This is a genomic window from Enterobacter cloacae complex sp. 370H10, from assembly GCF_050031535.1.
Lineage (GTDB): Bacteria > Pseudomonadota > Gammaproteobacteria > Enterobacterales > Enterobacteriaceae > Enterobacter > Enterobacter intestinihominis.
On sequence record NZ_JBLGWG010000001.1, the window covers coordinates 471,073 to 485,431 of the forward strand.

The window sequence follows — 14,359 nt, forward strand, 5'->3', positions numbered from 1 at the left end:
ATAATCTAAGCACAGTATTTAACGTGCAATAAAGCCCTGAGCCGTTAAGCGCGGCGAAACCTGCTTCTGGTAACGCACGGGCGTAATGCCGTAGCGGCGGGTAAAGGCGCGGGTCAGGTGAGACTGATCGGTCAGCCCCGTTGCGGCGGCCACCTCGGCGGCAGGCATGCCGTGGGTGAGGAATGCTTTGGCGCGCCACAGCCGGATGGCCATCAGCATCTGGTGTGGGGTGACGTGAAAATGGGCCTTAAACTGGCGCTGGAAATGGTACGGACTGAGCGACACAACGTTCGCCAGTTCGTCCAGCGTAAGGGCGCGCATATAGTTGTCGTGCAGATAGTCGCGAACGCGCTCGAAGCGGTGCGCGCCCTCCCGGGCTACCGGCGCGTGACGGGCCAGCGGCTGGAACGTCTCAATCAGATCCAGCAGCAACCCTTTTTGTGCCAGCGCATCGTTCGTATGCCAAAGGCCGTAAATCAGCTGGCCAATTTGCTGCGAGCGCAGCGGGTCGTGGCGGGTCACGTCGCTAAACCACCAGTGGCGCAGGCCGGTGACTTCTTCCAGCAGGTCGGGTTCGATATAGACCATCCGGTAGCGCCAGCCGCCTTCGGTGGCGGATTCGCCCGTGTGGATCTCGTCCGGGTTCATGGTCACGACCGATTTTTCAGCGGCTAAGTGTTGGGTACCGCGATAGCGGAAGCGTTCGGCGCCGGTTTCAATGGTGCCGATACCGAAGGCTTCATGCGTGTGAGGCTCAAAGGCGTAGTCAGCAATATGCGCGTGATATAGCTCCAGACCCGGCAACTGCGCCAGATGGCGAAAGCGCGCGCTGTCTCTCTCATCAGTAAACTGTTCCGGTACGCCTTGCACGGTGAGCCTCCTTGTGGGTCATCGCTTCATTATCCGAGATGACCCGAAGGGATGCCACAAAAAATAACCAATTCTTAACAATTACAGAATGGCTTTGATGCTCTCCGCCAGCGGCGTGGTCGGACGGCCAATCAGTTTGCTCAGGGTACGGCTGTCGTCAAACAGGCCGCCTTTGGACGCGCCGGTATCGGAATCCGCCAGCATCTCCGCCAGCCCGGCAGGCAGACCAACGCCTTTCAGTGCAGCGGCATAATCGGCTTCGCTGAGGTTCTGATACGTTACCGGCTTACCGCTCTGCTTGCTAAGCTCCGCAGCCAGTTCGCTCAGCGTCCAGGCATTGTCACCTGCCAGTTCATACACCTTGCCGGCGTGACCCTCTTCAGAAATCACTTTTGCCGCAGCCGCCGCGTAATCCGCACGGGTCGCAGAGGCAATTTTGCCTTCGCCTGCGGCACCTATAAATACGCCGTGTTCCAGCGCTGGCGGCGCGCTTGCCAGGTAGTTTTCGGTGTACCAGCCGTTGCGCAGCAGGGCGTAAGGCACGCCTGAAGCCGCCAGTGCATTTTCGGTTTCGACGTGCTCAACGTGCAGACCCAGCGGGGATCTGTCCGCATGCAGCAGGCTGGTATAGGCGATGAATTTCACCCCGGCGGCTTTGGCGGCGTTTATCACGTTCTGGTGCTGTACGGCGCGCTGGCCCACTTCGCTGGAGGAGATAAGCAGCAGCTTATCCACGCCGTTCAGGGCGGTGGTGAACGCGGCCTGGTCGGTATAGTCCGCCTGACGTACCACAATTCCCCGCTGGCTTAAGGCGTCGGCTTTTGCCGGGTTACGCACAATAGCCACGATCTGGCTGGCCGGAACGGTTTTCAGCAGTTCTTCAATAACGTGTTGGCCAAGCTGGCCGGTTGCGCCGGTAATCGCGATCATGATGAATCTCCTTCGTGTTTGTCTGGTGTTGTGGCACACTATCACCATAACTAACTTTTAGTAAGTACGCACAAAAAGGTAAGTATGAAAACACCGATACCGACGCTCAGCGAGCAAATGCGCGATGGCAATCTCTTTGCAGAACAGTGCCCGTCACGGGAAGTGCTCAAACATGTTACCAGCCGCTGGGGCGTGCTGATCCTGGTGGCGTTACGTCAGGGGACGCATCGTTTTAGCGATCTGCGCCGCAAGCTGGGCGGTGTGAGCGAGAAGATGCTGGCCCAATCGCTTCAGGCGCTGGAGCAGGACGGGTTTGTCGATCGCGTTTCTTATCCGGTTGTGCCGCCGCACGTGGAATACAGCCTGACGCCGATGGGGCTGGAGGTGAGCGAGAAGGTGGCCGCGCTGGCTGACTGGATTGAGGTGAATACGCCGAAGGTGATGGCGAATCGGGACGATCGTGCGGCATGAAATGCCGGGTGGCGGCTTCGCCTTACCCGGCCTACCCGCAATCCTCGATCCCGTAGGCCGGGTAAGCGCAAGCGCCACCCGGCACAATCATCGCTACCTGCTCAAATCCACCTGATAAATCGCGAACCCAATATCATCCGTCGCGACCTGTTTCATCGGATACTGCGCCTTATCCTTGATAAACACGGCTGCTTTATCGGACGGTGATGTCTCAAAGCGAATATCCAGCGTCGTGTCGCTGTGGATCGGCGCCAGACGCCAGTTGTTATCCACCGCCGGATGAATTTCACCCGCTTTTTTCGACTCCGCGCTAATCCACGCCGCCAGCACCGAACGGTTCTCATCCGGCGAGGCAAAGGCGATGTGGCTGTCACCCGTACCGGTAAACTTACCGCCATAGGCGCGGTAGTTGTTGGTCACCACGAGGAAAGTGGCATTCGGATCAATCGCTTTGCCGTTGAAGGTCAGGTGTTTAATGCGTTCTGCCTGCGGATTAATGGCCTGACATTCGCCGTCATATTTCGCGGGCTGGGTTACATCAATCTGATATTCCACGCCGTCGATCACGTCGAAGTTGTAGGTGCGGAAACCGTCCCAGTTTATCAGCGACTGCGGTTTGCTGCTGTGCGGATCGATCTGGTTGAACTGCCCGGCAGAGCACTCCAGCCACTCCTTCACCTCTTTCCCGGTGGCTTTCACCACCACGAGGGTGTTGGGATAGAGGTAGAGATCGGCGGCATTACGGAAGGTCAGCTGGCCTTTTTCCACCTCAACGTAGCTGGCCGGATCGTTCTTACGCCCGCCCACTTTGAATGGCGCCGCGGCAGACAGAACCGGCAGATTGGCCAGATCCGGATCGCCCTGAATATAGTGCTCGGCATAGGCTTTCTGCGCCATGTTGACTACCTGCACGGTCGGGTCATCCTGTACCAGCGCGAGGAAGCTGTACATGTTATCAGCCGATTTACCGATCGGCTTGCTGACAAATTCACGCGTTGCGTCGTGGTCATGCTTCAGGACGTCGACCAGCTTTTTATCTTCTTCGGCCAGGGATTTTTTTGCAGCGGCATCATAAATCGGACGCGCTTCCGCTTTCGACTGCGTGACTTTCCAGCTCCCGCTGTCGTTATTCAGCACCAGATCTACCACGCCAAGGTGGTCGCCCCACATGCCCGGCATCACCGATGGCACACCGTTGAGCGTCCCTTTTTCGATGTCCGCGCCTTTGATACTGGCGAAATCTTTGCCCGGGAAGACGGCGTGGGCGTGACCAAACAGGATCGCATCGACGCCCGGTACCTGGCTGAGGTAATACACGGAGTTCTCAGCCATCGCCTGATACGGGTCGGCCGAGAGGCCAGAGTGGGCCACAACGACCACCACATCTGCGCCTTTCGCCCGCATCTCCGGCACGTATTTTCGCGCCGTTTCGGTAATGTCGTTGACGGTTACTTTCCCGTCGAGGTTGGCTTTATCCCACGTCATGATCTGCGGCGGCACAAAGCCGATATAGCCGATTTTCAGCGTCTGTTTTTTACCGTCCTGGTCGACAACCTCGGTCTCTTTAATCAGGTAAGGGGTAAAGAGCGGCTTTTTCGTCTTAACGTCGATGATATTGGCATTAACGTACGGGAATTTTGCCCCTGCCAGCGCATCGTGCAGGTATTTCAGGCCGTAGTTAAATTCGTGGTTGCCCAGGTTGCCGACGGCATAGTCCAGCGTATTCATTGCCTTATAAACAGGATGGATCTCGCCTTTCTTCAGCCCCTTCGCCGCCATGTAGTCGCTGAGCGGGCTGCCCTGAATTAAGTCCCCGTTATCGACCAGCACGCTGTTTTTCACTTCACCGCGGGCGGCGTTGATCAAACTTGCCGTACGTACCAGTCCGAATTTTTCGACAGGCGTATCTTTGTAGTAATCGAAGTCCATCATGTTGCCGTGCAGATCGGTGGTTTCCAGAATGCGGAGATCCACCGTCGCTGCCTGAACGCTTGCCGCAATCAGCGTTGCCAGGAGCGTTGCGCTAAACTTAATCATCTGAGGAGTCCTTTTTTCGATCCAAGCCACAAAAGAGTATGTATGTAGTATTTGTTGCTTACAGAAGTGTGAATGCTGCCAGAAAAAAGAACGCTGAAACCAGAATTGCTTCACAGATAGCGGAATTGTTCACATTACGATATAACTAAAACAATAAGTTATGCCCACTGCGTTAACGAAGAGGTGGAGAATGTTAGATCAAATTTGTCAGCTCGCACGGGATGCGGGTGATGCCATTATGCAGGTGTACGACGGTGCGAAACCGATGGATGTTGTCAGCAAAGCGGACGACTCCCCGGTGACGGCGGCGGATATCGCGGCGCATACGGTGATCCTGAAAGGTTTGCAGACCCTGACGCCGGATATTCCGGTCCTTTCTGAAGAAGCGCCCCAGGGCTGGGACGAACGTCAGCACTGGCAGCGTTACTGGCTGGTGGACCCGCTGGACGGCACGAAAGAGTTCATCAAGCGTAACGGTGAATTTACCGTGAATATCGCCCTGATTGAAAAAGGAAAGGCGGTGCTTGGCGTGGTTTATGCCCCGGTGATGAAGGTGATGTACAGCGCGGCGGAAGGTAAAGCCTGGAAGGAAGAGTGCGGCGTGCGTAAGCAGATCCAGGTGCGAGATGCCCGTCCTCCGCTGGTGGTGATCAGCCGCTCGCACAGCGACAGCGAGCTGGAGGAGTACCTGCAACAGCTGGGGGAACACCAGACGACGTCGATTGGCTCGTCGCTGAAGTTCTGTCTGGTGGCGGAAGGGCAGGCGCAGTTGTACCCCCGTTTCGGGCCGACGAACGTCTGGGATACGGCGGCAGGGCATGCGGTGGCTGCGGCCGCTGGCGCGCATGTGCATGACTGGCAGGGTAAGCCACTGGACTACACCCCGCGCGAGTCATTCCTCAATCCTGGCTTCAGGGTGTCACTTTACTGAGCCAGTAGCTTATGCAGCAGGGCAACCACCTGCTGCACCTCATCCTGCGTCAGCGCGCCGTCCTTAACCCACTGTACGCGACCGTTTTTGTCCAGCACAACAATCGCTGAACTCTCTTCTTCCAGCTGCCACGCCTTACGCGTCACGCCGTTGCTGTCGACAATAAACTGCGACCAGGGATAGAGCTTCTTATTGCTCTCAAGGCTTGAGCGCACAAACATCCCGGAGCCGGGAATCGCGTCGTCGGTATTCACGATGGTGGTGGTCTGGTAGCGATCGTGCGGGAGTTTTGCGGCCTTGATCGCTTCCACGAGGGTGGCGTTTTTCTCTTTAGCGGATGTACGTCCGGCAATATGCTGTACAACTCTCACTTTGCCCGCAAGCTGCGCGCTATTCCAGGCTTTGTAGCTAAACTTATCATTGTCGAGAATCAATTCTCCCCGGTCAGCAATGCCGACCGGCGGGACACGTTGTCCTTTTTCAATGTTGTGTGCGGAAGCCATCAGCGGCAGCAACAGGCAAGCTGCTGCCAGGAGGTTACGTAGGGTCATGGTGTTTCCTTATTGTGAGCAGGTGATCCGACCACTTGGTCATGCGCTTTTAATCATAAGTGCGATCAATGGGCTTTTCCCGCAATCCCGATGCCAGTTTGCGGGCGAACGCACATATCCACGCAAAAACGACGGCATATACTGCTCTGTATCACGCTTTGCAAAGATTATTCTGAATAATTGTAATCAAACGGTAAATAAACTTATGCACACTGGGTAAGTACGAGGTTCTGGTCTATAGTCATTGGGCATCAAAATTTGCGCTCAGGACAGTCGGGCCGATTGTGGCACCGCAAGGGCGTATGATTCGCAGGAGATACAAGAATGAAAATTTTCCAACGCTACAACCCGCTTCAGGTGGCGAAGTACGTGAAGATCCTGTTCCGTGGACGGTTGTATATCAAGGATGTTGGCGCTTTTGAGTTCGATAAGGGCAAAATCCTTATCCCGAAAGTGAAGGACAAACAGCACTTGTCTGTGATGTCCGAAGTCAACCGTCAGGTTATGCGTCTGCAAACTGAGATGGCTTAACCAACGTGCTATGCAGTAGTAGTTAAAAAGACGGCTCCCGATGGGAGCCGTTGATGTTTGTGGGACATACAAAGGGTTACGCTGACACCTTATCTTCCGCATCTGGCAGCTTCGGTACCAGCACGGTCGGTTTACTATCAATGCGCGTTACCAGCAGTTGGTCGATGCGGTAGTTATCAATATCCACCACTTCAAACTTGAAGCCAGAGAATTTCACCGAGTCGGTACGTTTCGGGATCTTACGCAGCATAAACATCATAAAGCCGCCGATGGTCTCGTAGTTTCCGGACTGCGGGAACTCGTCGATGTCGAGCACGCGCATGACGTCTTCAATCGGCGTACCACCATCGATCAGCCATGAGTTCTCATCACGCTGCACAATTTGCTCTTCCAGCCCCTGGCCGACCAGGTCGCCCATCAGCGTCGTCATGACGTCGTTGAGGGTGATAATGCCCACCACCAGCGCATATTCGTTCATGATCACCGCGAAGTCTTCACCGGCGGTTTTGAAACTTTCCAGCGCTTCGGAGAGCGTCAGGGTGTCCGGCACAATCAGGGTGTTACGGATCTGCACGCCGCTGTTCAGCGCCAGGCTCTGGTTTGCCAGTACGCGGTTCAGCAGGTCTTTGGAGTCCACATAGCCGATGATATGGTCGATATCTTCGTTACAGACCAGGAACTTGGAGTGCGGATGCTGCGCCACTTTGGTCTTCAGGCTCTGCTCGTCTTCATGCAGATCGAACCAGATGATGTTCTCACGGCCGGTCATGGAGGACGGCACGGTACGGGATTCCAGTTCGAAAACGTTCTCGATCAGCTCGTGCTCCTGCTTGCGCAGCACGCCTGCCAGCGCCCCGGCTTCCACCACCGCATAAATATCGTCGGAGGTGATGTCGTCTTTACGCACCATCGGCAGCTTGAAGATGCGGAAAATGACGTTCGCCAGGCCGTTGAAGAACCACACCAGCGGACGGAAGACATACAGGCAGAAGCGCATCGGGTTGATGATACGCAAAGCCACAGCTTCTGGCGCAATCATACCGATGCGTTTCGGGGTCAGGTCCGCGAATAGAATGAACAAACCGGTGACCAGCGAGAAGGAGAGGATGAAGCTCAACTGCTCGGCCAGCTCTGCGGACATGTACTTTACAAAGAGGCTATAAAACGCCGGAGAAAATGCTGCATCGCCCACGATACCGCCAAGAATGGCGACCGCGTTCAGGCCAATCTGCACCACGGTAAAGAACATGCCTGGGTTTTCCTGCATTTTCAGAATGCGTGATGCGTTGATGTTGCCCTCGTCGGCAAGCAGCTTCAGTTTGATTTTACGGGAGGCAGCCAGCGAGATCTCCGATATCGAGAAAAATGCACTGACGGCAATAAGACAAAGTATTACTAAAATACTGTTTAACATAGTTTATCCGGCTTCTCGCCAGATCCTCAGAAGGGGAGTTGATACCATTCGTGTGAAGACACATTGAACTCAGCTCGTAGCGTTGAGCCGATTATTTCAGCGGTAGTATAGCGTAAAGGCGTGTAAATCTGCCAGAGGTCACGTTTTCGGCAAAAAGTGGCCGGATGAAAGGGCAGAGAGTGGTTAAGTAATGAACTGACACTTTTGCTTACAGGCGCGCCACGCGGCTCGCGTGGCGCTGATGTTGTAATCAGTCCTGCTGTGGAGGCAGACAGACGCCGATGCCGCCAATGCCGCAGTAGCCGTACGGATTTTTATGCAGATACTGCTGGTGGTCGTCTTCGGCATAGTAGAACGGTTTCGCAGTAGCGATTTCCGTCGTGACCTGACGTTTATCACCGGCTGCCTGCATCGCTTCCTGGAAACGCGTCAGGCTGGCGTGGGCCGCAGCCTCCTGCTCAGGGGTGAGCGGATAGATGGCCGAGCGGTATTGGGTGCCGTGATCGTTACCCTGACGCATGCCCTGCGCCGGGTCATGATTTTCCCAGAACACCTGGAGCAGCTGTTCATAGCTGATGACGCTCGGGTCATACACCACACGCACCGCTTCAGCATGACCGGTCTCACCGGAACAGACTTCGCGGTAGGTTGGGTTAGGCGTATATCCTCCGGTGTAGCCCGCAGCGGTGCTGTACACGCCCGGCAGTTGCCAGAACAGGCGTTCTACGCCCCAGAAGCAGCCCATGGCAAACAGGGCGATCTCCATTCCATCAGGAACGTTTGTCATTGAATGGTTGTTTACGGCGTGTAATGTCGCCACTGGCATAGGGGTGTTGCGTCCCGGTAACGCATCGGCTAGTGATACCAGATGCTTTTTATCAAATAAACTCACGGTGGGGCCTCCGGGGTAGCGTTGTTTCGGTTAAGGTTGTCACGAAGCGTTTAATTGAACACAATAAATGCGATGAATGAGTCTAGATTTAATCATAAGAAATATTTGGGTGTTAGGCCCTTTTTCAACCCGTAATTTGGGTTTTTGGCTTTCAGGCCGTATTTTGCCGCGGAGCGGCACTGCATTTGCTTCCAGGGTGGAAACAGGGATATTCAGGAGAAAACGTGACAAAGATCCGCCAGTTATGTTTAGTCAGTTTAATGCTGACAAGCGGGATTGCCAGCGCGGCGAATGTCCGTTTGCAGGTTGAGGGGTTATCCGGGGCGCTGGAAAAAAACGTGCGTGCGCAGCTTTCCACCATCCAGAGCGATGAAGTCACGCCGGATCGGCGTTTTCGCGCGCGCGTGGATGACGCCATTCGCGAAGGCTTAAAGGCGTTGGGGTACTACGAACCCACCATTGATTTCGATTTACGGCCGCCGCCGGCTAAAGGACGTCAGGTATTGATTGCCCGCGTCTCGCCGGGAGAACCCGTCCTGATTGGCGGCACGAACGTGGTGCTGCGCGGCGGTGCACGCACGGATCGTGACTACCTGGATCTGCTCAGCAACCGCCCGAAAGTGGGCACCGTGCTTAATCACGGGGATTACGATCGCTTTAAAAAATCCTTAACCAGCGTTTCGCTGCGCAAAGGCTACTTTGACAGCCAGTTCAACAAAAGCCAGCTGGGCGTTGCGCTTGAACGACGTCAGGCATTCTGGGATATCGATTACGACAGCGGCGAGCGCTATCGGTTTGGCGATGTAACCTTTGAAGGATCGCAAATCCGTGATGAGTATCTGCAAAACCTGGTGCCGTTTAAAAAGGGTGACTACTACCAGTCCAGCGACCTGGGCGAGCTGAACCGTCGTTTATCTGCCACCGGCTGGTTTAACTCCGTGGTGGTGGCACCGCAATTTGATAAATCCCGTAAAACGAAAGTGTTACCGCTGCATGGCGTGGTCTCACCGCGCACCGAGAACACCATTGAGACCGGTGTCGGCTACTCCACGGACGTCGGCCCGCGCGTGAAAGCCTCGTGGAAAAAACCGTGGATGAACTCCTACGGTCACAGCCTGACCACCAGCCTCAGCCTGTCTGCGCCTGAACAGCAGCTGGACTTCAGCTATAAAATGCCGCTGCTGAAAAATCCGCTTGAGCAATACTACCTCGTGCAGGGCGGCTTTAAACGTACCGATTTGAACGATACCGAGCAGGATTCGACGACGCTTGCGGTATCACGCTTCTGGGATCTCTCCAGCGGCTGGCAGCGCGCCATTAACCTGCGCTGGAGCCTTGACCACTTTACTCAGGCAAACGTCACCAACACCACCATGCTGCTTTATCCGGGCGTGATGATCAGCCGTACCCGCTCGCGCGGTGGCCTGATGCCGACCTGGGGCGATTCACAGCGCTACTCCATCGATTATTCCAACTCCGCCTGGGGCTCAGACGTGGATTTCTCCGTCGTGCAGGCGCAAAACGTCTGGATCCGTACCCTCTACGATAAGCACCGCTTTGTGGTTCGCGGCAACCTGGGCTGGATCGAAACCGGTGACTTCGAACGCGTTCCGCCAGATCTGCGTTTCTTCGCCGGGGGCGACCGCAGCATTCGCGGCTATAAGTACAAATCGATCTCACCTGAAAACGAGAAAGGCCAATTGACCGGGGCCTCTAAACTGGCGACCGGCTCGCTGGAGTATCAGTACAACGTCAGCGGCAAATGGTGGGGCGCCATGTTTGTCGACAGCGGCGAGGCGGTGAACGACATCCGCCGCAGCGATTTCAAAACCGGCGCGGGTGTGGGCGTGCGCTGGCAGTCACCGGTCGGGCCGATCAAGCTCGATTTCGCCGTTCCGGTGGGCGACAAAGAAGAACACGGTTTACAGTTTTACATCGGTCTGGGGCCTGAATTATGAGTTTATGGAAGAAGATAAGCCTCGGGGTGCTGATTTTTATCGTATTACTGCTCGGTACGGTGGCGTTTCTGGTGGGCACCACCACGGGTCTGCATCTGCTGTTTAACGCCGCGAACCGCTGGGTTCCAGGGCTGGAAATCGGCCAGGTGACGGGCGGCTGGCGCGATCTGCGCCTGAAGAATATTCGTTATGAACAGCCCGGCGTGGCGGTGAACGCGGGCGAATTTCATCTGGCGGTAAAGCTCGGCTGCCTGCGGGACAGCCAGCTTTGCGTAAACGATCTGTCGCTAAAAGATGTGAACGTGGCGATAGACTCCAAAAAAATGCCGAAGTCTGAGCCTGTCGTAGAAGAGGACAGCGGCCCGCTGAATCTCTCCACGCCGTACCCGATTGCGCTCTACCGGGTCGCGCTGGATAACGTCAATATCAAAATCGACGACACGACGGTATCCGTGATGGATTTCACCTCCGGTCTGCGCTGGCAGGAGAAAAACCTCACCCTGACCCCAACCTCCCTGCAAGGGCTGCTGATTGCGCTGCCGAAGGTGGCCGACGTGGCGCAGGAAGAGATCGTCGAGCCGAAGATCCAGAACCCGCAGCCGGAAGAAAAACCGCTGGGTGAAACGCTGAAAGATCTCTTCTCGAAACCGGTTCTGCCGGAGATGACCGACGTGCATCTGCCGCTGAACCTCAATATCGAAGAGTTTAAGGGCGAGCAGCTGCGTCTGACCGGCGATACCGATCTGACGGTCTTCAACATGCTGCTTAAAGTCAGCAGTATCGACGGCAACATGAAGCTCGACGCGCTGGATATCGATACCAACCAAGGGTCGGTAAACGCCTCAGGCAATGCGCTGCTGCGCGATAACTGGCCGGTAGATATTACCCTTAACAGCGCCCTGAACATCGATCCGCTGAAAGGCGAGAAGGTGAAGGTGAAAGTCGGCGGCGCGCTACGCGAGAAGCTGGAGTTCGGCGTGAACCTCTCCGGCCCTGTGGATATGGTACTGCTCGGGCAAACCCAGCTGGCAGAGGCCGGTCTACCGCTCAACCTTGAGATTGTCAGCAAGCAGCTTTACTGGCCGTTCACCGGTGAAAAGCAGTTCCAGGCCGACGATCTAAAGCTGAAGCTGAGTGGCAAAATGACCGACTACACGCTGTCGTTCCGTACGGCAGTGAAGGGGCAGGGAGTACCGCCCGCCGATATTACTCTGGATGCGAAGGGTAACGAGTTGCAGGTTAACCTCGACAAGCTGACCGTGGCGGCGCTGGAAGGGAAAACCGAGCTGACCGCGCTGCTCGACTGGCAGCAGGCGATCAGCTGGCGCGGCGAGCTAAAGCTGACCGGGATCAACACCGCTAAAGAAGTCCCGGACTGGCCGTCAAAACTGAATGGTCTGATCAAAACCCGCGGTAGCCTGTACGGCGGCACCTGGCAGATGGACGTGCCGGAACTCAAGCTCACCGGTAATGTGAAGCAGAACAAAGTCAACGTAGAGGGCTCGCTTAAGGGCAACAGCTATCTCCAGTGGGTGATCCCGGGCCTGCACGTGGCGCTGGGCCGCAACACGGCAGATATCAAAGGCGAGCTGGGGGTGAAAGATCTCGATCTGGATGCCACCATCGACGCGCCAAATCTCGATAACGCCCTGCCGGGTCTTGGCGGGACGGCGAAGGGGTTAGTGAAGGTTCGCGGTACAGTGGAGGCGCCGCAGCTGCTGGCGGACATCACCGCCAATAACCTGCGCTGGCAGGAACTTTCCATTGCCCGCGTGCGCGTCGAAGGGGACGTGAAATCCACCGATCAGATCGGCGGAAACCTGGACCTGCGCGTGGAGCGTATCTCCCAGCCGGACGTGAACATCAGTCTGGTCACGCTGGCGGCAAAAGGTAACGAAAAGCAGCACGATCTCCAGCTGCGCGTGCAGGGCGAGCCGGTCTCCGGGCAGCTGCACCTGACGGGCAGTTTTGACCGCCAGGCAACGCGCTGGAAGGGCGTGCTGGATAACACCCGCTTCAGCACGCCGGTCGGCCCGCTGGTGCTGTCCCGATCCATCGCGCTGGACTACCGCAATGCGGAGCAAAAGATCAGCATTGGGCCACACTGCTGGACCAACCCGAATGCTGAGCTGTGCGTGCCGCAGACCATTGATGCGGGCGCGGAAGGACGCGCGCAGATCAACCTCAACCGTTTTGACCTGGCGATGCTGAAACCGTTTATGCCGGAAACCACCCAGGCCAGCGGGGTCTTCAGCGGTAAAGCGGACGTCGCGTGGGACACCACTAAAGAGGGACTGCCGCAGGGCAGCGTTACCCTCTCCGGGCGTAACGTGAAGGTGACGCAGGAGGTCAATGACGCGCCGCTGCCGGTGGCGTTCGACACCCTGAATGTGAACGCTGACCTGCGTAACAATCGTGCGGAACTGGGATGGATTATTCGTCTGACCAACAACGGTCAGCTTGACGGACAGGTGCAAATTACCGATCCGCAAGGGCGGCGCAATCTCGGCGGCAACGTCAATATTCGCAACTTCAACCTGACGATGGTGAATCCGATTTTCTCGCGGGGAGAAAAGGCGGCGGGGATGCTCAGCGCCAACCTGCGTCTGGCGGGGGATGCGCAAAGCCCGCAGCTGTTTGGCCAGATGCGGTTAAACGGCGTGGACATTGACGGTAACTTTATGCCGTTCGATATGCAGCCAAGCCAGCTGACGATGAACTTTAACGGCCAAAGCTCAACCCTCAGTGGCTCAGTGCTGACACAGCAGGGACAAATCAACCTGAATGGTGACGCAGACTGGAGCCAGCTCGACAACTGGCGCGCCCGTATAGCGGCCAAGGGCAGCAGGGTGCGTATCACGGTACCGCCGATGGTGCGCCTGGACGTGTCGCCAGACGTGGTCTTTGAGGCAACGCCGAGTCTCTTCACCCTGGACGGCCGCGTCGACGTACCCTGGGCACGCATCGTGGTTCACGAAGTGCCGGAAAGCGCGGTCGGCGTCTCCAGTGATGAAGTTATGCTCAATGAAAATCTGAAACCTGTTGAACAGAAGAGCGCTGGCATACCGATCAATAGTAATCTTATTGTGCACGTGGGGAATAACGTGCGTTTGGACGCGTTTGGGCTGAAGGCGAGACTCACGGGTGACCTGAAGGTGGCGCAGGATCAACAGGGGCTTGGCCTCAATGGACAAATCAATATTCCTGAAGGGCGCTTCCATGCCTACGGTCAGGATTTGATTGTGCGTAAAGGTGAGCTGCTGTTCTCCGGCCCACCGGATCAGCCGGTACTCAATATCGAAGCGATCCGTAACCCGGAAGCCACCGAAGATGATGTGATTGCGGGCGTGCGCGTGACGGGCTCCGCCGATGAACCTAAGGCAGAGATCTTCTCTGACCCGGCCATGTCGCAGCAGGAAGCGCTCTCCTACCTGCTGCGCGGCCAGGGTCTGGATAGCCAACAGGGCGATGGTGCGGCAATGACATCGATGTTAGTCGGTCTGGGGGTTGCACAAAGTGGTCAGGTTGTGGGTAAAATCGGCGAGACGTTTGGCGTAAGCAATCTGGCGCTGGACACTCAGGGCGTGGGTGACTCTTCGCAGGTAGTGGTCAGCGGCTATGTACTGCCGGGTCTACAGGTAAAATATGGCGTGGGGATCTTTGACTCACTGGCTACACTCACGTTACGTTATCGCCTGATGCCTAAGCTATATCTGGAAGCAGTGTCCGGCGTAGACCAGGCACTTGATCTGCTCTATCAGTTTGAGTTTTAGC

General features: G+C 56.3%; 11 protein-coding genes. 5 read left to right on the top strand and 6 right to left on the bottom strand.

Going from position 1 to position 14,359, the window contains the following annotated elements:
- Positions 1 to 18: 18 nt before the first annotated feature.
- Both ACQG2Q_RS02300 and ACQG2Q_RS02305 read right to left on the bottom strand, forming a co-directional pair.
- Positions 19 to 870, bottom strand: coding sequence for an AraC family transcriptional regulator (locus ACQG2Q_RS02300; protein ID WP_058647071.1), 852 nt, complete (start codon positions 868 to 870; stop codon positions 19 to 21).
- A gap of 81 nt (positions 871 to 951) precedes the next feature.
- Positions 952 to 1,800: an SDR family oxidoreductase gene (locus ACQG2Q_RS02305; protein ID WP_023299152.1), complete on the bottom strand. Its 849-nt coding sequence runs from the start codon at positions 1,798 to 1,800 to the stop codon at positions 952 to 954.
- A gap of 84 nt (positions 1,801 to 1,884) precedes the next feature.
- Here ACQG2Q_RS02305 and ACQG2Q_RS02310 point away from each other — a divergent pair, with 84 nt between their 5' ends.
- Positions 1,885 to 2,271, top strand: a complete 387-nt coding sequence (locus tag ACQG2Q_RS02310) for a winged helix-turn-helix transcriptional regulator (RefSeq protein WP_022646846.1) — start codon at positions 1,885 to 1,887, stop codon at positions 2,269 to 2,271.
- Between the two features lie 93 nt (positions 2,272 to 2,364).
- Here ACQG2Q_RS02310 and ACQG2Q_RS02315 read toward each other — a convergent pair whose 3' ends face one another.
- Positions 2,365 to 4,308, bottom strand: coding sequence for a bifunctional 2',3'-cyclic-nucleotide 2'-phosphodiesterase/3'-nucleotidase (locus ACQG2Q_RS02315; protein WP_096216727.1), 1,944 nt, complete (start codon positions 4,306 to 4,308; stop codon positions 2,365 to 2,367).
- A 190-nt stretch (positions 4,309 to 4,498) separates the two neighbouring features.
- Between ACQG2Q_RS02315 and cysQ the strand changes: the two genes are divergently transcribed.
- Complete coding sequence (cysQ, locus tag ACQG2Q_RS02320) at positions 4,499 to 5,239, top strand: 3'(2'),5'-bisphosphate nucleotidase CysQ (RefSeq protein WP_022646848.1); 741 nt, start codon at positions 4,499 to 4,501, stop codon at positions 5,237 to 5,239.
- Here the strand turns inward: cysQ and ACQG2Q_RS02325 are convergent.
- On the bottom strand, positions 5,233 to 5,790 hold the full coding sequence (locus ACQG2Q_RS02325) for a YtfJ family protein (protein WP_045620972.1): 558 nt from the start codon (positions 5,788 to 5,790) through the stop codon (positions 5,233 to 5,235). The genes cysQ and ACQG2Q_RS02325 overlap by 7 nt on opposite strands.
- A gap of 324 nt (positions 5,791 to 6,114) precedes the next feature.
- Between ACQG2Q_RS02325 and ACQG2Q_RS02330 the strand changes: the two genes are divergently transcribed.
- Positions 6,115 to 6,321: a DUF1107 domain-containing protein gene (locus tag ACQG2Q_RS02330; protein WP_003856054.1), complete on the top strand. Its 207-nt coding sequence runs from the start codon at positions 6,115 to 6,117 to the stop codon at positions 6,319 to 6,321.
- Positions 6,322 to 6,397: 76 nt separating this feature from the next.
- Here ACQG2Q_RS02330 and ACQG2Q_RS02335 read toward each other — a convergent pair whose 3' ends face one another.
- On the bottom strand, positions 6,398 to 7,735 hold the full coding sequence (locus ACQG2Q_RS02335) for a hemolysin family protein (protein ID WP_022646849.1): 1,338 nt from the start codon (positions 7,733 to 7,735) through the stop codon (positions 6,398 to 6,400).
- A 250-nt stretch (positions 7,736 to 7,985) separates the two neighbouring features.
- On the bottom strand, positions 7,986 to 8,627 hold the full coding sequence (msrA, locus tag ACQG2Q_RS02340) for a peptide-methionine (S)-S-oxide reductase MsrA (protein WP_063849833.1): 642 nt from the start codon (positions 8,625 to 8,627) through the stop codon (positions 7,986 to 7,988).
- A 224-nt stretch (positions 8,628 to 8,851) separates the two neighbouring features.
- Here msrA and tamA point away from each other — a divergent pair, with 224 nt between their 5' ends.
- Together tamA and tamB are read left to right on the top strand one after the other, a co-directional pair.
- The gene (tamA, locus tag ACQG2Q_RS02345; RefSeq protein WP_022646850.1) at positions 8,852 to 10,585 is read left to right on the top strand and encodes an autotransporter assembly complex protein TamA; all 1,734 of its coding nucleotides are present in this window, start codon (positions 8,852 to 8,854) and stop codon (positions 10,583 to 10,585) included.
- Entirely contained in the window at positions 10,582 to 14,358 is a 3,777-nt protein-coding gene (tamB, locus tag ACQG2Q_RS02350; protein WP_063849835.1) for an autotransporter assembly complex protein TamB, read from the top strand. Before tamA ends, tamB begins: the two co-directional genes overlap by 4 nt.
- Position 14,359: the final 1 nt, after the last annotated feature.